This is a genomic window from Cellulophaga geojensis KL-A, from assembly GCF_000568425.1.
Classification (GTDB): Bacteria; Bacteroidota; Bacteroidia; order Flavobacteriales; family Flavobacteriaceae; genus Cellulophaga; species Cellulophaga lytica.
On sequence record NZ_ARZX01000003.1, the window covers coordinates 184,125 to 207,036 of the forward strand.

Annotated in this window: 19 protein-coding genes; 8 read left to right on the top strand and 11 right to left on the bottom strand. The window is 30.7% G+C overall.

Annotation, left to right across the window (positions count from 1 at the left end; genetic code table 11):
* Positions 1 to 52: 52 nt before the first annotated feature.
* Positions 53 to 2,248, bottom strand: coding sequence for a ribonuclease R (gene rnr / locus KLA_RS04455; RefSeq protein ID WP_034644292.1), 2,196 nt, complete (start codon positions 2,246 to 2,248; stop codon positions 53 to 55).
* Between the two features lie 620 nt (positions 2,249 to 2,868).
* Between rnr and rpiB the strand changes: the two genes are divergently transcribed.
* Together rpiB and KLA_RS04465 are read left to right on the top strand one after the other, a co-directional pair.
* The gene (rpiB, locus tag KLA_RS04460; protein ID WP_013620886.1) at positions 2,869 to 3,300 is read left to right on the top strand and encodes a ribose 5-phosphate isomerase B; all 432 of its coding nucleotides are present in this window, start codon (positions 2,869 to 2,871) and stop codon (positions 3,298 to 3,300) included.
* An 8-nt stretch (positions 3,301 to 3,308) separates the two neighbouring features.
* Positions 3,309 to 3,749 carry a GNAT family N-acetyltransferase gene (locus KLA_RS04465; RefSeq protein WP_034644294.1) on the top strand — a complete coding sequence of 147 codons (441 nt, stop codon included), beginning with the start codon at positions 3,309 to 3,311 and terminating at the stop codon, positions 3,747 to 3,749.
* Here KLA_RS04465 and KLA_RS04470 read toward each other — a convergent pair.
* Positions 3,746 to 4,120 (bottom strand): hypothetical protein, encoded by a 375-nt coding sequence (locus tag KLA_RS04470; protein ID WP_034644296.1) that lies wholly within the window; start codon positions 4,118 to 4,120, stop codon positions 3,746 to 3,748. The genes KLA_RS04465 and KLA_RS04470 overlap by 4 nt on opposite strands.
* 150 nt (positions 4,121 to 4,270) lie before the next feature.
* On the opposite strand from KLA_RS04470, the gene KLA_RS04475 reads away from it, so the two are divergent.
* Both KLA_RS04475 and KLA_RS04480 read left to right on the top strand, forming a co-directional pair.
* On the top strand, positions 4,271 to 5,476 hold the full coding sequence (locus KLA_RS04475; RefSeq protein ID WP_034644297.1) for a C40 family peptidase: 1,206 nt from the start codon (positions 4,271 to 4,273) through the stop codon (positions 5,474 to 5,476).
* 101 nt (positions 5,477 to 5,577) lie between these two features.
* Positions 5,578 to 6,120: a hypothetical protein gene (locus KLA_RS04480; protein WP_034644298.1), complete on the top strand. Its 543-nt coding sequence runs from the start codon at positions 5,578 to 5,580 to the stop codon at positions 6,118 to 6,120.
* A gap of 86 nt (positions 6,121 to 6,206) precedes the next feature.
* On the opposite strand, the gene KLA_RS04485 is transcribed toward KLA_RS04480, so the two are convergent.
* From KLA_RS04485 to KLA_RS04525, 9 genes are all read right to left on the bottom strand, one after another.
* A complete protein-coding gene (locus KLA_RS04485) occupies positions 6,207 to 6,740 on the bottom strand; it encodes a DUF4442 domain-containing protein (RefSeq protein WP_034644300.1) in 534 nt (177 codons plus the stop codon).
* A 2-nt stretch (positions 6,741 to 6,742) separates the two neighbouring features.
* Complete coding sequence (locus tag KLA_RS04490; protein WP_051456037.1) at positions 6,743 to 7,372, bottom strand: hypothetical protein; 630 nt, start codon at positions 7,370 to 7,372, stop codon at positions 6,743 to 6,745.
* A gap of 11 nt (positions 7,373 to 7,383) precedes the next feature.
* Positions 7,384 to 9,012 carry a S41 family peptidase gene (locus KLA_RS04495; protein ID WP_034644303.1) on the bottom strand — a complete coding sequence of 543 codons (1,629 nt, stop codon included), beginning with the start codon at positions 9,010 to 9,012 and terminating at the stop codon, positions 7,384 to 7,386.
* Positions 8,996 to 9,406 carry a ribonuclease P protein component gene (gene rnpA / locus KLA_RS04500; RefSeq protein ID WP_013620879.1) on the bottom strand — a complete coding sequence of 137 codons (411 nt, stop codon included), beginning with the start codon at positions 9,404 to 9,406 and terminating at the stop codon, positions 8,996 to 8,998. The genes KLA_RS04495 and rnpA overlap by 17 nt, the downstream gene beginning before the upstream one ends.
* A 193-nt stretch (positions 9,407 to 9,599) precedes the next feature.
* Complete coding sequence (locus KLA_RS04505; RefSeq protein ID WP_013620878.1) at positions 9,600 to 11,459, bottom strand: M1 family metallopeptidase; 1,860 nt, start codon at positions 11,457 to 11,459, stop codon at positions 9,600 to 9,602.
* A gap of 2 nt (positions 11,460 to 11,461) precedes the next feature.
* A complete protein-coding gene (locus KLA_RS04510) occupies positions 11,462 to 13,102 on the bottom strand; it encodes a S8 family peptidase (RefSeq protein WP_013620877.1) in 1,641 nt (546 codons plus the stop codon).
* Positions 13,103 to 13,186: 84 nt separating this feature from the next.
* Entirely contained in the window at positions 13,187 to 14,047 is an 861-nt protein-coding gene (locus KLA_RS04515; RefSeq protein ID WP_034644305.1) for an MBL fold metallo-hydrolase, read from the bottom strand.
* Positions 14,048 to 14,101: 54 nt separating this feature from the next.
* Entirely contained in the window at positions 14,102 to 16,312 is a 2,211-nt protein-coding gene (locus tag KLA_RS04520) for a SulP family inorganic anion transporter (RefSeq protein ID WP_034644306.1), read from the bottom strand.
* Positions 16,293 to 17,171 carry a universal stress protein gene (locus tag KLA_RS04525; RefSeq protein WP_013620874.1) on the bottom strand — a complete coding sequence of 293 codons (879 nt, stop codon included), beginning with the start codon at positions 17,169 to 17,171 and terminating at the stop codon, positions 16,293 to 16,295. Before KLA_RS04525 ends, KLA_RS04520 begins: the two co-directional genes overlap by 20 nt.
* Positions 17,172 to 17,274: 103 nt before the next feature.
* Here KLA_RS04525 and KLA_RS04530 point away from each other — a divergent pair, with 103 nt between their 5' ends.
* The 4 genes from KLA_RS04530 to KLA_RS04545 all read left to right on the top strand — a co-directional run bounded on the left by KLA_RS04530 (position 17,275) and on the right by KLA_RS04545 (position 22,785).
* Entirely contained in the window at positions 17,275 to 19,128 is a 1,854-nt protein-coding gene (locus tag KLA_RS04530; protein WP_034644308.1) for a cation:proton antiporter, read from the top strand.
* A gap of 181 nt (positions 19,129 to 19,309) precedes the next feature.
* The gene (locus tag KLA_RS04535; RefSeq protein ID WP_034644310.1) at positions 19,310 to 21,664 is read left to right on the top strand and encodes an outer membrane beta-barrel protein; all 2,355 of its coding nucleotides are present in this window, start codon (positions 19,310 to 19,312) and stop codon (positions 21,662 to 21,664) included.
* A gap of 81 nt (positions 21,665 to 21,745) precedes the next feature.
* Positions 21,746 to 22,279 (top strand): TetR/AcrR family transcriptional regulator, encoded by a 534-nt coding sequence (locus KLA_RS04540; protein WP_034644312.1) that lies wholly within the window; start codon positions 21,746 to 21,748, stop codon positions 22,277 to 22,279.
* Positions 22,276 to 22,785, top strand: a complete 510-nt coding sequence (locus KLA_RS04545; protein ID WP_034644314.1) for an HPP family protein — start codon at positions 22,276 to 22,278, stop codon at positions 22,783 to 22,785. Before KLA_RS04540 ends, KLA_RS04545 begins: the two co-directional genes overlap by 4 nt.
* Positions 22,786 to 22,912 lie beyond the last annotated feature (127 nt).

Consider the following 22,912-nt stretch of genomic DNA (forward strand, 5'->3'; position numbering starts at 1 on the left):
GTTTTTAGGTATAATTCCTAATCTAATTTACAAATTTCGTTCCAAAAATACTTTATTCTGCCTTTCTAAGTAATGAAAAATCTAAATGTCTTTTTACTAAATCTGTGCTTTTAACCATTACTACAACTTGCTCTCCTAACTGGTAGCTGTTGTTTGTACGTTGCCCTACTATAGAATAGCTTTTTTCATCAAAAGTATAGTAATCGTCTTTAATATCTCTTATACGCACCATACCCTCGCATTTATTATCTATAATTTCTACATAAATGCCCCATTCTGTTACACCAGATATTACACCCACAAATTCTGAATCTTTATGATCATCCATAAATTTAATTTGCATGTATTTTATAGAATCTCTTTCTGCACTTGCTGCCAAACCTTCCATATCTGAAGAATGCTTACATTTTTCTTCATAAATTTCTTGTTTTGCACTTGCTCCACCATCTAAATAATGTTGTAATAAACGGTGAACCATAACATCTGGATACCTACGTATTGGAGAGGTAAAATGAGAATAGTAATTAAAAGCCAAACCGTAATGTCCTATATTATCTGTGGTATAAATAGCTTTACTCATACTACGTATAGCAAGCGTATCTACTAAGTTTTGTTCTTTTTTACCTTTTACATCTTCTAACAATTGGTTTAAAGAACTACTTATAGTTTTTTTACTTTTAAAATCTAGTTTATGACCAAACCTAGAAATGATGCCATTTAAATTGGCTAATTTTTCTTCATTTGGCTCATTATGAACTCTATATATAAAAGTTTTTTCTGGTTTTTGTTTTCCTATAAACTCAGCTACTTTTCTGTTTGCTAGTAACATAAACTCTTCAATAAGTTTATTGGCATCTTTAGACTCTTTAAAGTAAACACCAGTTGGATTTGCGTCTTCATCTAAACTAAACCTAACTTCTACTTTATCAAAAGAAATAGCTCCAGCATTCATACGTTTACCACGCATAATTTTAGCAAGTTTATCTAAAGTTATAGTAGCATCAACAATTTCATTACTAACACTATAAGCTCCGTTTTCTCTAATAGAAATAGCCTCTGGAATGGTATTTTCTCCCGTTTCTATTATATGTTGTGCTTCTTCATAAGCAAAACGTTCATTAGAGTTTATTACAGTTCTACCAAACCATTGGTTAATAAGTTCTGCTTTTTCATTAATCTCAAAAACTGCAGAGAATGTATATTTTTCTTCATTTGGTCTTAAAGAACAAGCATTGTTAGATAAAACTTCTGGTAACATTGGTACAACACGGTCTACTAAATATACAGATGTAGCCCTGTCATAGGCCTCATCATCTAAAATAGTGTCTGGTTGTAAGTAATGAGATACATCTGCAATATGAACTCCTATTTCATAATTACCATTTTCTAATTTTAAAAAAGACAATGCATCATCAAAATCCTTTGCATCTTTAGGATCTATAGTAAAGGTAAGCGTATCTCGCATATCTCTACGTTTTGCAATTTCATCTGCTTTTATAGATGTATCAATTTTATTAGCATAATTTTCTACTTCTAACGGAAACTCATAAGGCAATCCGTATTCTGCTAAAATTGAATGTATTTCTGTATTATGTTCTCCTGGTTTACCAAGTACTTCTACAATTTCTCCGTAAGGTGAGTCTGCATCATCTGGCCAATCATTCATTTTTACAATGACTTTATCACCATCTTTAGCATTATTAATTTTATCCTTAGGAATAAAGAAATCTGTATACATTCTAAAATCTGTAGCTGTTACAAAAGCGTAATTCTTTTGCAATTGTACAATACCAACAAAGTTAGTTTTGTCTCTTTCTATAATTTTAGTGATTTCACCTTCTAATTTTCTTCCTTTTCTTCTAGGAAAAATATAAACTTCTACAATATCTCTATGAAAAGCTTTTTTTAATTTATTGCTAGAGATAAATACATCATCTTCTAAACCTTCTATAACTATATAGGCATTTCCTTTACTAGTAATATCTACTTTACCTGTATGGTAAGTTTTAGTATCCCTAGCTACAGCTTTATATTTGCCTCTACTTTCTTCTATAATTCTTTTTTTCTCTTTTAATTGTACTAATCTCTTTACTAGTACATTTCTCTTATTTGCATCTGTTATTCCTAATTTAGCAGCAATTTGCTTGTAGTTATAACTAGCATTAGGATCTTTTTCTAATACCGTAAATATACCTTTAGTAATAAGATTACGGTCTTGGTTTTTAGGTCCTTTTTTTTTCTTAGTCATTCATTTTATTTATTTCTGGTAAATTACAAATTATAATCTACTCTTATCTTAATTAAACAGTTTCTTAATTTTTTAGTAAAGAAAACGTTGTTATAAACATATATATAATATACTATTTTTCTTTTATTAAATTTTAAAAAAAAATGGTGATTATAATAGTGTGTTAATATCTACAATAAAATTATGTAATATTTCTTGTGTTGAACAGTAATGTAAATTTATTGTAAAGTTATTAAGTCTTTATATTTAACTTTTTATTTAGAAATCAATCTATTACCATAATTATTAACGGTTATTAACAACTTCTATTAACAACAAATTTTTAATAATTTATGGCTAAAAAATTGTTTACATTATTAACAATAGTCTTAATATCTTTTATCTAAAAAGTAAAAAATAGATTTGGTTGAAGAAATTCTAAGCTATAATGCAACAATTTTTACGAAAAACAAAATTTATGTTTTGTATAGTTATTAAAGTGTTGTGAACAACTTGTTAGTTGTATGTGATACTATCAAAAATGTATGTAAAAATGGGGGTTTGTATTTATTAACAATTTTAGAATAGGATATACAATGGTATTTGTACTTTTGTAATGTAAAACTACAAAAAACAATATAATGCATATAGCTATAGGTAATGACCACGCCGGTACAGAGTATAAATTTGCGGTATTAGAACTTTTAAAATCTAAAGGTATAGAAGTAACTAACTACGGTACAGATAGTAATGATAGTGTAGACTATCCAGATTTTGTGCACCCAGTTGCAGCAGATGTAGATACAAAAAAAGTAGATTTTGGTATCCTTATATGTGGTAGTGGTAATGGTGTGTCTATGACAGCCAATAAATACCAAAATGTTAGAGCTGGTTTATGCTGGACTAAAGAAATTGTTTCTTTAACACGTGAGCATAACAATGCTAATATATTAAGTATACCTGCACGTTTTGTTTCTTTACCACAAGCATTAGAAATGGTAAATACGTTTTTAGATACAGAATTTGCTGGTGGAAGACATCAAAACAGAGTAGAAAAAATAGCTTGCAAATAATACAATAAATGATTGTATGTGTTAAAAGCTTTAATGAGCTTACTACAAAAGACTTATACGCAGTTCTACAACTTAGATCAGAGATTTTTGTTGTAGAACAAAATTGCGTTTACCAAGATATAGATGGTAAAGATTTTAATGCCCTACACGTTTTAGGATTTAAAAATGATAAATTAGTAGCTTATACACGTATTTTTAAACCCGGAGATTATTTTAAAGAGGCTAGTATTGGTAGGGTAGTAGTTAAAAAATCTGAAAGGCAACATAAATACGGTTATAGTATTATGGAAGCATCTATAGCTGCTGTAAAAGAACATTTACAACAAACTACCATAAAAATATCTGCTCAAAAATATCTTTTAAAATTCTATAATAATTTAGGCTTTAAAGAAGACGGTGGAGAATATTTGGAAGATGGTATACCACATATGGCAATGTACAAACACTAAATTTTTATAGGTGTTTTATTGGTAAGGTTTATATCTTCTAACATTGTATCTGTAAATTTAAAATGTCCCTTAGTGGTAATAATTCTAAATCTGTTAGAATTCATTCTACTTAAAGTGTCTAAAAACAGCCATTTAGATTTTAAAAGTTTAGGTTTATCAGACTTTAAACTTATTTCAAAAAAATACTTTCTTCCATTTTTCATAGCAACAATATCTGGTGTTACCTTATCGCCAGTACTTTTTCTAATGTATGACTTAGGAATTTCACAATCAGTTACATCAGCCTTAATATTAGTAAACCCTCTAGATTCTAAATAGCCAATTGATTTTTTTATAAACGCTGTATTTTCAATTTTATCTGTCTCTATCATAGTTATCAACATAATAAAATAAACTTTAATTTCCTAATTTATATATTGATTAACAGTACTTTAACGTAGTTATTAACATTACAATGTTCATTTTGTCTACATTAAAATAAAATTTTCATAATTTCACTCATCCAAATAAATACGTTTATAATGATGAAGAAAATCAATTCTAAAATACCATTTATAGCCCTTATATTATTAATGGTTTTAGGTAGTTGTAAAAATGAAGTAGTTACAGAAGCAGAAAATCCTGTTTTAGAATATGTAAACCAAGTAAAACAAGAGTATGCACCAGATAAGCGTGTAGCTCTTTTTAATATTGATTCTAAAGCTGCAGACAAACAATATGTACTAACAGGTGAAACCAACCTACCAAAAGCTGTAAACGAGCTTAAAACAAAGCTAAATGAGGCTAAAATTGAATATACAGACAGTATACAATTACTACCAACAGCAGAATTTAAAAATAGCAATTGGGCTATTGTAAAAATTTCTGTTGCCAATTTAAGAAGTAAAGCAGGACACTCACAAGAACTTGCTACACAAGCAACTTTAGGTACACCAGTAAAAGTGTATAAAAATGATGGCGATTGGTATCTTATACAAACACCAGACAATTATTTGGCTTGGGTAGATAAAGGTGGTATAGAAATTTTAAAAAATGATGATTTTAAAACCTGGAAAGCAACTGAAAAAATAATATACACTAATATTACAGGTTTTTCTTACGTATCAACAACAGGTCAAGAAACTGTTTCAGATTTAGTAGCTGGTAGTATTTTAGAATTGGTTGTTGATAAAGGTCTATTTTACCAAGTTAAATACCCAGATGGTAGAATTGCTTTTGTTAAAAAAGATGAAGCACAAACGTATAATAGTTGGTTGGGAGCATTAAACCCAACACAAGAATCTTTAGTAGCAACATCTAAACAATTAATGGGTTTGCCGTATTTATGGGGAGGCACATCTAGTAAAGGAGTAGATTGTAGCGGTTTTACCAAAACAATATACTTTTTAAATGGTATGGTGTTACCAAGAGATGCATCACAACAAGTAAACTCAGGTACAGTAGTAGATAAAGATAAAGATTTTAGTAAGCTAGCAGTTGGTGATTTATTGTTTTTTGGAAGACCAGCAACAGATTCTACCAAACAAAGAGTAGTACATGTTGGTATGTGGATTGGTAACAACCAATTTATACATTCTTCTGGCCGTGTACATATTAGTAGTATAGATAAAGACGCTACTAATTTTGATGAGTTTAATTTAAACAGATATTTACAAAGTAACCGCATGTTACACCAAAATACAGAAGCTATTTTAGAACTTAAAAATGCAGCACTTTTTATAGAATAAAGTGTTTTATGATAGTAAATATATTAACGGTACTCTATAAATTATTTATGTAAGTTTTTTCAAAAAATAATGTAAGTTTGTGTCTAAACTTTAGATTAATTATGAAAAAAACATTTTATTTATTTACCGTATTAACTTTTACTTTATTTATAACTAGCTGTAATAGTGATGATGACGCTACATCAGAAGATAAAAACTTTATTAAAGTAGATGATGTAGAAAGTAGTTTAATTTTAGGATTTACAGATGATTACAGTGATTATCCAAATGGTGATACTTATAATATAGATTTAACTTTACTTAGTACAGGTTTTGAGCTTAATGAAGAATATGGTTATGAAGGTGAAGGTTATGGTTTTGAATTAGAAATTTATACAGATACACCTAATAAATTAGCCCCAGGAACTTATAATTATAGTGATGAAGATGATATTGAACCATTTACATTTGTTGGTATATATTTTACAACTACAGATGAAACAGACGATGTATCTGATCCTGAAATAGTAGGAGGAACAGTAACCATAATAAGTAGTAAAAATGATTATTATGAATTAACTTTTGATATGGTTGATGATAAAGGGCATAAAATTACTGGGAGATATTTTGGAGAAGTAATTTACACACCAAACTTAGTACCTTAGTAAAATAAGTTAATTAAATATACTTTCTTTTTAAAGTATAGTCATAACAAAAGCTATCTATAAATTTAGGTAGCTTTTTAGTTACACTAGGCTTTAAGTTTCTTTCTATTTTTCATTTTTTGCTTGTAAAACTCTTTGTTGGCTACATAAATGGTTTTATGTACCACGCAAAAGGTAGTAGTACCATCTTCGCTTTTTATTTCGGTAGTTTTTTTAACCTCAATTTCGTTTTCTGTAGCAATGCGGTTTTTAATATCTTGTAGTTCTTCTTCAGTATATCTAAAATCTGCATAAACATTTTGTTTGGCAGGCTTTTTAAATCGTATATCTGCAGCTTTATCCCAAACCACATAATCATCCCCAATTAAATACAACAACTGTATCATAGGTATTGGGTCTACAGCAGAAAACAAACTACCACCAAAAATAGAATTTACATAATTTCTGTTTTTCCAACTAATAGGAATTTTCACTTTAACGTGTAGCAAATCTTTAGTAATTTCAATTATTTTACCAGTACTTCTTTTGTACATAGGCGAATAATTAAATCCGTATTTAAACAAAATGTGTTTAGAAAATAGTTTTTGACCAATACTGGCCATTTTTTGGTAAATGGACATAGTTATTTAGTAGAATTTTTATCAACTTTAATTTTTGTTTCGATATAATCTTCACTAAAATCAAGCACCATTTTGGTAATATCTTCCATTAATTCTATGGCTTTAATTTTTGTTTCGTCTGATATATAAGAATCTCTTTTGTTTATTTTAAATTCTAATTTATTTGAATCAATAAGTTTTGAAGACATTAATATATGTTTATTACTTAAATGTATGAAACCACAACATTCATCATAAACATCAGAAATCCCAGGATAATTTTTATTCATTTGTTGTGCTAAATAATTATCATATAATTTTTTACCATATCTATCTTTTATTTTAGATATTTTTATTCCTTTTATAACTTGTTCAGCAAAATGTTGAGGGTTATCTACTAACCAAGCACCAGATAATCTAAGACAATTATCTAAATGACACCTTATTAAATGACTTGCAGCAGTGAAATTTTCATTTTTAATTAATAGAATGAATCCACTAATTAAATTTAAAGACCTGTCCAACACAGCTATTAACAATTTATCAAGTGGGTATATAGTAGATGTTTTATATAACCTTTTACCTTTATTAATTACTAACTCTTCCTGTTTTTCTAATTTTAATAGTTTATTTTCTAGATAAGCATCAATCATATAAGATAATTCTACTTTAAATAATCGTTGTATTTAGTAGCGTTATTAAGCAATTCTGTTGCTGTTAAAATAGCATCGTCATGAGATAAGTAATACTCATACAAACCATCTCTGTAAAAATAACGTTTTACAATTTCGTCTTCAATATTTTTTACAATTTGTGCTTTGTACTTATCTAAAGCTTTAATTTTATTTTTATTGATGTCTACTAAAAGACTTTTATATTTATCCTGAATTTCTTCACCAAAAATGGCGTTGTCATTACTATTTATAGCAGCCGTTAATGCTTTTTCTGTATCGGTTTCAAATGAAAAATTAGAGGCGTTTACGTGCTCTTTAAAATCTGCAAAATCTGCATCAGTTAAATTAAAATCTGCAATACTATTTACTTTATTATTGTAGTAGTAGTTTGTAGCAAAATCAAAAATAACATTGTTAACAATAAGTGCTTTTGTTAAAGAGTTTGTTTTAGCAGCAGCAATTTGTATTTCTGGTAAAACACCACCACCATCTTGTACTTTACGTCCGTTTTTGGTTTTAAACTCATTAAACTTAGTATTTTTTACGGCTTTACCGTTTTCATCTCTATGCCAATAATCTAATGATTGTATACATCTTCCGCTAGGAGTATAGTATCTAGAAATGGTAACTTTTAATTGCGTACCATACGTAAGCTTAAGAGGCCTTTGTACCAAACCTTTACCAAAACTACGAGCGCCAACAATTACAGCCCTGTCTAAATCTTGTAAACTACCCGAAACAATTTCACTAGCAGATGCGCTAGAACCATTTACAAGTACTACCAAAGGTATTTCTGTATCTACCGGAGCATTTCTAGTTTTGTATGTTTTATTAAACTTTTTAACCTTAGATTTTGTGGTTACAATAAGTTCTCCTCTAGGAACAAATAAATTGGTAACATTTATAGCTTCAGACAATAAACCACCTGGATTTCCTCTTAAATCTAGTATAATTTTTTTAGCACCTTCATTTTTTAGGTTTACTAAAGCTTCTTTTGTTTGTGAAGATGCCTTTTGGTTAAATTTTGTTAAAACAATGTAACCCGTAGTTTCATCTACCATTTTGTAAAATGGCACAGCATCTACTTCTATATCTTCTCTGTTAATAGTTGTAGTGTTTGTTTTACCTTGTCTTTTATAAACAACACTAACACCGGTGTTACTAGCACCTTTAAGAAGTTCTGTTGCATCATCTTTAAAAGTTGCAACATCTGTATCGCCAATTTTAATAATCTCGTCACCAGCCTTTAAACCAGCCTTATCTGCAGGAAGGTCTTTATAGGCTTCTATAATTAGCATTTTATCTTTGTAAGTACGTACAGTAGCACCAATACCAGAGTATTTACCAGCATTATTAATACGGTAAGCTTCTACATCTTGTTCATTTAAAAAACGAGTATAAGGATCTAAACCATTTAGCATATTTTTAATGGCATTATCCATTAATTCTGCAGGATTGGTTTCATCCACATAATTCATATTTAACTCTTTAAAGAGCGTAGTAAAAATTTCAATTTGTTTTGCTATTTCAAAAAAATCGCCTTTAAAACTGCTGGCTCCTATTAAAATAAAAACGGCAAAAACCGGAATTATTATTCTTTTTTTAAATACGTTCTTCATTGTTTACTTTCTTATAAAATTTGGCAAGCACCTCTGCAACAGATTTCTCTATTTCAGCGTAATCTGGCATCTTTTTACCAAGGTATAAAAATAGTAACGCAAAATCTTTATCTATGTTGTTAAAAATTACGTGTTTGTTAAGTCTGTAACCTTCTCGTAATAATCTTTTAATTCTATTACGGTCTACAGCACTTTTAAAATTACGTTTAGGTACAGAAACACCTACTTTTAAGGGTGTATTTTGTAAGCTGCAAGGCAAGTAAATTAGTTTTACTGGGTAGCTAGATACACTTTTGCCGTCTGCAAACAATTCTCCTATTAACTTTCTGCTTTTTAATTTTTCCTTGGTAGGAAATTTAAAATTAGGAGTATTTTGTTGTTTTTGGGTAGACATTAAAAATGTATTAATTATTTAATTTGATAAAAATGAGTGTTTAACGCAACTGCACATCTTTACTAAAGAGCAAAGGTATTATAAAGTTATTATTTATAAGTCTTATTGGTTTATTAATAGTTAGGTTAGAAAATAAAAATCCGTTTAAAGCAAAGCTCTAAACGGATTTTTATTGGTAGTTAAAAGGAAGATTTTACTCTGCCTGATAAACGTTATTTTCTTTATTTATATCTGCCATAAGGTTAGATGGGTCTATAACAATTGCTTTAATACTTGCTTTTGGCTTGTTAATAGTAAAGCTGTAGTTAGAGTTTGCCCAAGGCCAATCTGGCAATACAGTTCTTTTTAAATCTGTATATGGGTTTTCTTTTTCACCACGCATCATACGTAAAGGAGCATAAAATGTTTCTTTAGTACCATCTGCATAAACAACTAAAATATCTAAAGGCATTGGCATTAAACCAATTCTTTCTAAAGCTACTGTAGAGCTGTTATTAGATTCTGTAATTTCTTTAATACCGTAATCTATTGTATTAGTTGTTTGTGTCCAGTCTGTTAAATACCAGTCTAGCTCCATACCAGATACCTTTTCTGCTGTTCTTTTAATATCATTAGGTGTTGGGTGCTTAAACTTAAAATCTTCATAGTATTTACGTACTGTTTTCATTAAGTTTTCTTGACCAATAATATAGCCTAATTGTGATAAAAACACAGATCCTTTACTGTAAGCAGCAATGCTATAAGGCATATTTTCATGGTAACGGTCTGCGTGTGTAGTTTGTGGTTGCTCTTTTCCAGATTTTACTAGGTAGTAATAACTTCCATAAGATCTTTCAAAAGGGTTATCTTTTTTCTGATCCATTACCTCATTCATACACAATGAAGAAATAAATGTTGTAAATCCTTCATCCATCCACTCGTGTTTAGCTTCATTAGTTGCTAATACGTGCTGAAACCAAGAGTGTGCCATTTCATGAGCAGTTGTACCTGCAAGGCTACCGAATTTTTTACCACCAGCAATTAATGTACTCATAGCGTACTCCATACCACCATCTCCACCTTGTATAATAGAGTATTGTTTGTATGGGTATTTACCAATATTTTTGCTAAAAAACTGCATCATTTCTGCAGCTTTAGGTTGTACTTTTTCCCAGTTTGCCTTAATTTCAGCATCATCACCTTGGTATAAAAAGTGTAATAATGGTCCGTTTTCTACTTGTAGCGTATCATGAATATAATCTGGATCTGCTGCCCACATAAAATCATGTACCATAGGTGCTTTAAAATGCCATGTTAATTTTTTACCACGTTGCTTTTTAACCTTAGTTCCAGGAGCCTCATAACCGTGTCCTATTTCATTAGCATTTTGTAAATAACCTGTACCACCAACAACGTAATCCTTATCTATTGTAAGTTTTACATCAAAATCTCCCCAAACACCATGAAATTCTCTGGCAATGTATGGGTCTGCGTGCCAACCTTCAAAATCATACTCAGCTAATTTTGGGTACCACTGCGTCATAGATAAAGACACACCGTCTTTGCTATTACGACCAGATCTACGTATTTGCACAGGAACCTGGCCTTTAAAAACCATATCAAAAGTTGTTTTAGCACCAGCAGCAATTGGCTTAGCCAATTCTACTACTAAAACAGTACCTTCTACACTGTATTTTACAGGAACACCATCTTGTTTTAATGAAGAAACCTTAATAAAGCCAATTTCATCTTCTTTTAAAGTAGCAATTCTGCTATTTTTATCTTTATCCGTCATTCTTCCATCAGGATCTGAAATGCTATGTAAACGGGCATCCATTTCACTACCTGGCTGAAAAGCGTTAAAATACAAATGGTAATACACACGTGTTAGCTCATCTGGTGAGTTGTTTGTGTATACCAATTTTTGTGTTCCATCATACTGGTAGTTTTCAACATTCATATCTATCTCCATAGAATAATCAACGTGTTGTTGCCAATACGGACTATTTTGTGCAGATAAAGGAGAAAGCAATGTTGTAAACACTGCTATCCCTGCTATTAATAATTTTTTCATAATTATAATTTTACTTTTCCTTTAGAAACGCTTTCAGCTAATAAAAGTGCGTTGTATAAGTTTACCATTTTACCCGATGTAGATATATTAGCTAATGTATTGTTGTTTGATGGATCTCCACCAATAACCACTTTAGTTTTAGTTGCAATACCAGATTGCATAATTATTTTTTTAACCTGTGCAGCAGTTAATTTAGGATACTGAGATCTAATTACAGCAGCAACACCAGCAACACCAGGTGAAGCCATAGATGTACCACCCATAAACTCATACTTGCTACCTGGTACAGTAGAATAAATTTCTGCTCCTGGTGCAAAAACATCTACATTTATTTTACCGTAGTTAGAGAAATCTGCAAGCATTGTAGATCCGTATTTGTTAGCTAATGCACCAACTGTTATTACGTTATCTGCAAATTCTGCACCATTTTTAATTTGGTCATTAGGGTAGTTAGGGTGATTTTCATAATCGTCTAAATTAGCACCATCATTACCAGCTGCGTGTACAAAAAGTACATCATTTTCTGCAGCATATTTTAAAGCTTCATATACCCATTCTGCTTTAGGAGAGTATGCCTTGCCAAAACTAGCGTTTATAACTTTAGCTCCGTTATCTACAGCATAACGTATACCTAAGGCAATATCTTTATCATACTCATCTCCATTTGGTACAGCTCTAATGCTCATTAACTCTACATTATTAGCAACACCATTAGCACCTTTACCATTGTTACGCTCTGCAGCAATAATACCAGCAACGTGTGTACCGTGACTTTCTGTATCTACAGTGTTCATTGGGTTACCATTACCATATTTTGTATCTGTAATATCGTAAGGATTGTCTCCAACTGGTTTTCTTCCGTTAAAATCTTTATTTAAGTTGTAGTTTACTTGGTCTGTAAAGTATGTAATACCACCAGTAATACTTTTTATAGCTTCAGGAATAGAAGCACTAAAAGAATACATTTGGTTTAACACTGCTAAGTTACGTTGCATAGCTTCGTCTTTAGCAGTAATACCAGCTAAATCTTTTTTAGTATAGCTATCCTTACCTAGTTCTTTTTTAACAGCTTCATCTGCATTTTTTACAGCTTGTAAAATTTGTTCATATCTTTGTTTACCAGCTAAAGCTTCAGCATAGTCTGCTTCTACTTCTGCCTTAGCTTTTGCTTGTAATGCAGCATCACCAAGACCTAACCTTACAATTCTTGCGCTTTCTAATTGCTCATTATAAGAGTCTCCTAAAAAGTTATATCCATGAACATCATCAATAAAACCATTGTTATCATCATCAATGTTATTACCAGGAATTTCTTTTTTATTTGTCCATAAAACATTTTTAAGATCCTCGTGGTTTAAATCCATTCCAGAATCCATAACTGCTACAATAACTTTGGTTCCTTTTTTATTACCAATAAGTTCTTTGTAGGCTTTATCTACACTCATTCCTGGTATAGTGTCTGTAGCAAGATCTGCATGACCCCAGTTTTGTTTTTGTTGCTCTGTAAGTTCTGATACTTTTAAAGGCAAAGCATCTATGTTTTCTACAGGAGTAGAAACCAAGGTAGGAGCAGAGCCACAACTAGCCATTATTAGGGCTACAGCTGATAAGCTTAAAACAGATTTTGATAGTCTGATATTCATATTATGTTAATTTAATTTGTGTATTTATTATTTTGATGAATTTAGTAATTTCTTTATAAATGGTGTAGAGCGTAATTTATACGCTTAATTAAAAAGCTCATTAAAGGTAAAAGTCTCATTTAATCTTACTCCTTTTTCTGTGTGTTTTACAGTACAAACTTGGTTGTGTGCATCATGCTCTAGTACCAAGTAATAATTATTATCTGCAGCAGTGTTTAAAAATAGTTCTTTTTCAGACAATGTTAATAAAGGTCTAGTATCAAAACCCATAACATAAGGTAGTGGTATATGGCCAACTGTAGGTAATAAATCTGCCATAAAAGCTAGTGTTTTACCTTTGTATTGTATGTGTGGTATCATTTGTTTTTCTGTATGGCCATCTGCATAAAAAATACCAAAACCAAGCTCAGACTCAGCTTCAAATTGATGCTGGTTAGGTTTTAAAAATTTTAATTGCCCGCTTTGTTGCATTGGCATTATGTTTTCTTTTAAAAACGATGCTTTTTCACGTGCATTAGGTTTTGTTGCCCAGTTCCAATGGTTTTCATTAGTCCAAAATGTTGCATTTTTAAAAGCTACTTCAAAACCAGTTTTATCTTTGTTCCAAACAGCACAACCACCACAATGGTCAAAATGTAAATGTGTTAAAAATACATCTGTGACATCATCTTTACTAAAACCTAATTGTTTTAAAGAGTTATCTAAAGTATGGTCTCCCCACATGTAGTAGTAGCCAAAAAATTTATCAGATTGTTTGTTACCCATACCAGTATCTATAAGTATAAGTCTGTTGCCGTCTTCTATTAATAAGCAACGGCCAGCAATATCTATCATATTATTAGCATCTGCTGGGTTTGTTCTGGTCCAAATAGATTTTGGAACAACGCCAAACATTGCACCACCATCTAACTTAAAATTGCCTGTTTCTATTGGGTAAATCTTCATACTTACAAAATTAGGTAAACTAAAATGTTTATAATGCGCTAAATTATGTTAACATTATTGTAAAATTTGATGCAATTGCTTGCCAAAATATAGCATTGCTTTTACTTCTTGTACACTTAATAATCGTTCTTTTTTAATAATTAGTAGAGCAGATCCGTTACACTCTATGTGGTAATAAGGATTACTTTCTAAAAATAGAATAAGTTCATCTGTAAATAACTGTTGTATTTGCTTTGGTTTTTCTCCACTAAGGTAAAACCTACGATTAAAATCTGGATGATTTTCTATATTTAACTCTTTAAAGCCAGCTAAGCTATACAAGTATTTTATAAGACCTTCTTTATCTAAAGTAAAAACAGGTACTTCTCTATCTAATTTTATGTGTAAAACGGTTGTTTTTATTACTTCTCTTGCTATAAATGCACCTTCAGTAAACTCTACATCCATAAGAGCAACTTTATTGTTTTTTGCTTTAAGTTGATTATAAAAATAGCGTATTTCTCTACTTTTAAAGAAAACAAAATTTGTTAAAAAATCTGCATTTTTATTTTTCTCTGGTATGTAGTCCCATTTAAAATTTGAAGCTGTATTTTTTAGTAACAACTGCCTTTTAGTAAGGTTGCCCTCTACAGGAGTTAATTTTGTAGCAAACGGAAGAATTTTACGTATTGCAAATGGGTGTGCAGAGTCGGTACCATGTTTATCTAGTCCAATAAGCTCAATGCTACCCCCTTTTTTACTAAAGGTATCTACATAGCCCTCTAAACCTTCCATAACAGTATGATCTACAAAATTACACATAGAAAAATCTAAAACCACAATATTATCTTCTGGTATGGCATCTAGTTTGTTTTTTAGTTTGTAAAAATTTAAAAAGCTACAAAAGTATTTTACACTAATATAAAAGTTACCACCGTCTGGCTCTTTATACATTAGTATGTTAGGTTTTAGTAAGTTACTAAAAAACAGCGTAAAACTTTTGTTAAGTATAATATGTATAATAAACGTTATTAAAATACCAGCGCTAATACCTGTAATTAAATTTGTAAATAGTGTTGTTAAAAGGGTAACTAAAAATATAATTATTTGCTCTTTACCAATTTTAGCAATTTTTTGAAGTGTTTTTGGTGTAGCAAGCTTATAACCTGTATAAACTAATATAGCTGCAAGTGCAGCTAAAGGTATTTTACGTAATTGCTCTTGAAAAAGAAGTACAAATGCCGTTAAAAAAAATGCCTGAAAGAAATTGGCAGACCTGTTTGTTGCCCCGTTATTAACGTTTACAGAGCTACGTGCAATTACTGTTACAACATTTATACCGCCTAAAAACCCACTTGTAATAGAGGCTACACCTAAAGCCTTTAAATCTCTATTAACATTAGAGCGCCTATTTAATGTATCTAACTTATCTACAGCTTTTATACTAAGTAAAGACTCTATACTTGCTATTAAGGTAATAGAAAAAACAGCTATAATGAAGTTAGGTTGGTATACTTTTGAAAAATCTGGGAATGCCAAATTAGAGGTAACATCTGCAGGTATTTTTACTAAAAAATCTTCGGTTAAGGGGTAATTAACACCTATACCAGCCAATACATAGCTTAAACTTACAACCAATACAATTATCCACATAGGAGCAGGTATTAATTGAAAATATTTGTTTCTTATTTTGGCATAAAAAACCATTATTAACAAACTAATTACGCCAATGGCAGCTGCGGCTAAAATACTACTATTTGTTGTTAACCATAGGTTTTGTATTGCAAACGGAAACTTTAGTACTAATGGAACAATATTACCGCTAACATTATTATTACCTAACATAATATGAAACTGTTTAGATAAAATACCAATACCAATGGCAGCTAGCATACCTTCTATAGCAGATGCAGGAAAAAAATCTGCCAATCTGCCCATTTTTAAAAAGCCAAGCAAAATCATAACAAATCCAGAAACAATAATAGCAGCAAGTGTAAATAAATATCCTTGGTATAAATTGCCTTCACCTAACGTATAAATTGCACTTAATAAAACAATTACCATACCATTACCTGGTCCAGTAATTGTAACATTAGAGCCACCTAAAATAGAAACTATAAAACCACCTACAATGGCAGCAATAACACCAGAAATTGGAGGTGCTTCACTGGCAAGTGCCAAACCTAACCCTAAGGGTAATGCTATTAATGAAACTACAAAGCCAGAAAAAATATTCTTTGGTAGTGCGCTTACAAACGTTTTTGTTTTATTTGTTTTCGGAGTCAAATCGATTACGTATTATAAATAAATCTGTTGGTAAATCAGATAAAATATATTCTATATCATGCGGAAAAATACGATCTAAAATTCCTGTTTTAGAGGGAGCATTCATTACCAATAAATCTGCCCTAACAATTTCTGCATAATGGCCAATAGAGTAGCCTCTTTTGCCAAAAATACCTTGGTTTTTTACTTTTATTCCTTCTTTACAAGCATCAGGAATATCTTTTACAATTTCTCTAACCCTTTGTTCTTCTCGGTGTTTTAATCGCTCTTTAACAATATTTGCTTTTTTCAGTGTTTTATCATCCTGTACACTTACCTGAATATTTTTTTGCAAAATTTCTTCTACAATTGTTAGCTGTGGTGCACCAAGTGCGTTAGCAATATAAAAGGCAGCATTTATAGTAAGTGGCGTATCTGGCGCATCTAAGCCGTTTACAACAATGCTTTTACAGGGTATACGTTCTTTAGAAGGCTTAATAAGTAGCAGTACAGAACAGCAAACTTTACGTGTTAATTTACGCGCAATAGAACCTACATAAAATTGATATATTTTTTCTTTTTGTAAAGCTCCAATAATTAACAAATCTATGTTGCTAGTTTTACAGGCAGTAGTAATAACAGTAATAGGATCACCTTTTTCCCATTTTACTTCTATATCTAAATTTTTGTATGCTGTTTGGTTTAAGATAGTTGTAATTTTTGCTTCTTTTTCTGGTGTTTTAGCACCTACATGAAGCAATATTAATTTAGCCTTAAAAAAATGAGCAATTCTGGTAGTCTCCAAAATATTTATCTCTAATTTTGGAGAAAAAGCAAATCCAAAAAGAATCGTTTTAAAAGGACGATTTTTATATATCATAAGCTAAATTTAGCCCAAGATAGCACAATTATATAACAAAACTTATTTGCAGGTTAAAATTGCTTTTTAAAATTAAAATGCTATTTTTCAAAAAAAATAAATTATGCTGGAATTAGCCGGAATTATAATACTAGGAATACTAGCGCAGTGGTTTGCTTGGAAATTAAAATTACCTGCAATTTTGCCCTTAATTTTAATAGGGTTAATAGTGGGGCCAATATCCACACTTTTTACAGAAGACAGCAGTAAAATTATAGAGCCAATTTGGAACGGAAAAACAGGACTTTTTCCTGGTGATAGTTTGTATTACTTTGTGTCTCTTGCAATTAGTATTATTTTGTTTGAAGGTGGTTTAACTTTAAAACGATCAGAGATTAAAAATATAGGTCCTGTAATCTCTAAGTTAATAACTATAGGTTCTGTGGTTACGTTTTTTGGTGCAGGTATTGCTGCTCATTATATTTTAGGGTTAAGTTGGTCTATTTCATTTTTATTTTCAGGATTAATTATAGTAACTGGTCCAACGGTAATAACTCCAATTTTAAGAAACATACCTTTAAAAAAAGATATTTCTGCAGTTCTTAAATGGGAAGGTATTTTAATAGATCCTATTGGTGCTTTAGTTGCCGTTTTGGTATATGAGTTTATTAGTGTTGGTGGTGGAGGAGACTTTACCTTTACTGCTTTAATAGAGTTTGGTAAAATACTTTTATTTGGTACTACTTTTGGTTTTACGTTTGCACACGGTTTAACAGCAGCAGTAAAACGTAATTTTATACCTCATTATTTGCTTAATGTAGTATCATTATCTGTAGTATTACTTGTATTTGTAATGTCTGATGTTTTTGCACATGAATCTGGTTTACTAGCCGTAGTGGTAATGGGGATGGTAATGGGTAATACAGACTTACCTAATATTAAGGAGTTACTTTACTTTAAAGAATCTTTAAGCGTACTACTAATATCTATTTTATTTATATTGTTATCTGCTAACATAAACATAGCAGATTTAGAACTTATTTTTAACTGGGGTACTTTAATTCTTTTTGCAGTTATTGTATTTGTTGTACGGCCGCTTGGTGTATTTTTAAGCACAAGAGGATCTAATCTTCAACTAAAAGAAAAATTATTTATAAGTTGGGTTGGTCCAAGAGGTATTGTAGCAGCTGGTATAGCATCGTTATTTGGTTCTAAATTATTTTCTAAGGGTGTCCCTGGGGCAGATTACATTACTCCTTTGGTTTTTGTTATTGTATTAGGTACGGTTTTACTTAATGCAACCACAGCAAGAATGTTTGCCAAACTTGTTGGTGTTTTCTTAAAAAGATCTGAAGGTATTTTAATTATAGGAGCCTCTAAATTGTCTAGGTTAATAGCCCAATATTTAAAAGAACACAACAGGCATGTAGTATTAATAGACAATAACCAAACTAATATTAGCAAAGCAAAAAAATTAGGTATAGATGCTATTAGTGCCAATATTTATTCAGACTCTTTAACAGATAATATAGAGTTGAGTGATATGGGTTACGTTATGGCATTAACAGCAAACTCAGACATTAACAACTTTGCAGTAAAAAAGTTTGAAAAGCAATTTGGAGAAAACGGTTCATTTAGACTGGTAAATGCAGATGAAATGAACGATCCACAAAACAACCCTAAAGAAGGTTTGTTTTCTCATACAGATGATTTTATTAAGTTAATGGAGGCTGCACGTAAATATCCATCAATACATGAAATAAAACTAAAAGACCAAACCCATTATGAAGGTTTAATTGAAATTACCAAGGCAGATGAAAGTATAATACCTATATTTTTAAAATCTCCAGATGGTGAGTTGCACATTATACCATCGTTTAGTAAATCTTTTACAGATATTACAGAAGGGTATGAGCTTGTTTATTTAGGTAAAATATTAGATGTAGATAAACACGCAGATATTACTGAAGAAGAATAAAAAGTACATATTTTTTTAAAACAAAGGCTTTCTGTTACAGAAAGCCTTTGTTGTTTATGCAAGTTACAATTGGTCACTAAAAAAATAGGGTTTAACCTTATTTTATCCCAACTTATCAGAAAATAGTTTCTGTAATATATTAGTTATTATACATTTATGGCATCAATCATAATCAACAGTCATGAAAACATTAACAAAAACTATTTTTATTTTATTACTGGGCATACTAAGTGTCCAGGCACAAAACACAATCTCTGGTACTATTACAGAGAACACAGTACCTTTAGAATATGCAAACGTAATTTTATACAACCAATCTTCTAAAGAGGTTGTTACTGGTACTATATCAGACAAGCAAGGTGTGTACGCCTTTAACTCAGTAAAAAATGGAACATATTATATAGAGGTTTCTATGCTTGGTTTTAAAACTAAAACATCTAAAGCATTTACATTAACAGCAGACAAATTTTTTGACTTTGAACTACAAGAAGAAGCAGAATCTTTAAACGAGGTTGTTGTTAAAAGTAAAAGACCAGTTATTAGGCAAACAGCAGAAAAGCTTATTGTAGATTTAGAAAATTCAGAAATGTTAAATTCTAACTTACAAGATGTAATGAAACGTGTACCTGGTATAATTGTTAGCAATAATGGTATAAGCTACGCAGGCCAAAGCAATATTAGAATATTAATTAATGGTAAAACCACAGATTATATGGATATGAACACTTTGCTGCGCGATATGCCTGCAGATAACATAGCCAAAGTAGAAATGATAGAGCAACCTGGTGCCGAGTTTGATGCTGCTGGTTCTGGACCAATATTAAATATTATTTTAAAGAAAAATGTAAAGCTTGGTACACATGGTACTATTGTTGGCTGGGTAGGTGAAGATGAAGGTGTAGAATATGGTACAAGCGCATCTATTGGTAGTTATATAAACAAACTAAATTGGCAGGCAAGTGCAGGGTATTCTAGTCCTACCTGGAGAGAAGATTTGTTTATTAAAAGAACCGTAGAAGACGCCACATATAACCAAGCTACAATAGAACCTTATAACCCGCAAAGTTTAAGGGCTAGTGCTAGTTTAGATTATTACATTACAGATAAACACAGCATTGGTGTTGGTGTTAGAAACATTACTACAGACTCTGACCGTAACTCTAAAAGTAGCAACATAATTACTACTGCTAATACTACAGATTATTTACTATCACAAAATAGTTTTAACAGAGATCAAACAGTATTTAATGTTAATCCATATTACGAGTATAAAACAGAAACACAAAAACTAACAGCAGATTTTAATTTTGTAGACTATACTAATGATAATATTAATACCATATCTTCTTTAGAGGGTAGTACAGTACCTTATACAAATCAGCGCTATTTACAAGACGGAGAATATCAAATAAAAACATATAAGATAGATTATTCTAAACAATTTACAGAAGACTTTAAACTAAGTTTAGGTAGTAAATATGCAGATGTTGACACAGATAGTGATTTAATGTCTTTTAGTGAAGATACTAATGGTGAATTTGTTTTTGATGAAGATGCTAGTAATCGGTTTTTAGTAGAAGAAAATATTTTTGCAGTGTATTCTAAACTAAATATTACAAGCGGAGATTGGTCTTTTTCTGGAGGTTTACGTTTTGAAGATAGTAACACAAAAGGAACCTCTAGCACCACAAATGAAAGTAGAGAACGTAAAATATCTAAACTGTTCCCTAGTGCATCTGTAAGTAAAAAACTAAACGAAAACTTAAGTGCTAACGTGGCTTATAGTTACCGTATTAGTAGACCAAGTTACAGTACATTAAACTCATTTGTAACGTATTATGATCCGTTATCATCAGACGTTGGTAATGAAAACTTAAAACCATCATTTACAAATAATTATCAATTTAATTTAACTTTTGATGGGCAGCCATTTTTTACCATTGCTTACAACGGTACTAAAGATGCAATGTTTCAATACATATCTCAAAACACAGAGACAGCAGAAATTAGTAGAACTACAATTAATTTAACAGAAAAAGAAAACTGGAATTTTAGGTTGTTTGGGTCTTTAAGCTTTATAAAGGGTGTAGATGGTTTTACGGGTTTTATTGTAAATTACAACAAATTAAAGTCTGCACCAGATAACCTAAATTTAGACAAATGGAGCCTTATTTGGTTTACACAAGCTAGTTATGAGCTTCCTTGGGAAATTAATGCAGAAATAAGCGGTAACTACGGTACTGGTGCATTAGATGGTGGTATGGATGTAGACTGGTTTGCTGGTTTAGATTTATCCTTAGGTAAAACTTTTTTAGATGATAGGTTAAAGGTAAATTTTGGATTAAATAAAATACTAAACAGAGGTTTTGTTGGTAAAATTAATTACAACAACCTTAATGCAGATGTAGAAAGTAACGAGTCTAGAAGAAATGTACAATTAAGAGTATCTTACAGTTTTGGGTCTAGATATGGCAAGCAAAAAAACAGAGAAAATTCATCTAAAGAGGAGCAAAACAGAATTGATGATAATAATTAACAAAGCATTCTCTTTGCTTTATTAAAACAAACATACAATAAAAACAGACAGAATGCTCTGTTTTTATTGTATGTTTGTAGTATGAAAAAACCGAAACCTAAGGAAAGAGTTTTAGATGTAGCCTCGAATCTTTTTCGAGAACAAGGGTTTAATTCAACAGGAGTTAACCAAATTATAAAAAATTCAAATGTTGCAAAAGCTAGTTTTTATGATCATTTTAAATCTAAAGATTCGTTAGCATTTGAATATCTAACTCAACGTCATATTCAATGGTTTGAGGGACTACGAAATTTTATAATTGAATTTGAAACATCTGAGGAGAAAATTATAAAATCATTTGAATATTTGAAATTTATGAACCACCAAGAAAATTTTGGGGGTTGTGTATTCCTAAATATGTTATCTGAGTTGAAGTACAAAAATATTGATGCTTATGAAATTATTAAGAATCACAAACTTGAACTACAGCATTTTTTTAGTGATATTGTTAGAGATGAACATAAATCTTTTTTGATTTATATGTTATTTGAATCTTGTCTTGTAGAAAGTCAAGTTTATAGAAATCAAGAAATTATCAATAAAACTATTAAATATTTAAAAATAAAAGTTTTATGAAATATTACATATCAAAACTAAAGACAAAAGAAAAAAGTCCAAAATCTTTAGGGTTTCAATTCTCAGGTTACTCGGGTTTGGGTGGCTTTTTAGCAATAACAGCTGTTTCATTACTAACATTTTATACAGGCCATCCTTTTTTGATGGCACCCTTTGGTGCAACTTGTGTTTTAGCTTTTGGCGTACCAAATAGTCCTTTAGCTCAGCCTAGGAATATTATAGGTGGGCATATTGTAGCTGCCATAGTAGGTCTAGTTTGCTTTTATATATTCGGAAATGAATGGTACTCTCTAGCTTTAGGTGTAGGCTTAGCTATAACTATAATGCAACTGACAGGAACAACTCATCCGCCAGCAGGAGCCAATCCAATTGTTGTAATTCTTGGAGCTGAATCTTTAATGTTTTTGCTAAACCCAGTATTAACCGGGGCTCTTGTAATTACCATTATAGCTCTCATATTTAATAATATTAGTAAAAAACGAAAATATCCAGTCTATTGGAGATAAAAAACGGTAGCTAACAGCATATATTTTAAAAACCGATTATTATTAAAAATGGTTGGTGTAAAAGACAAAGTAATGACAAGCTCATCTACTACAGCAGAGTTTAGAAAGTGGCTAGAGCAGTAAAACA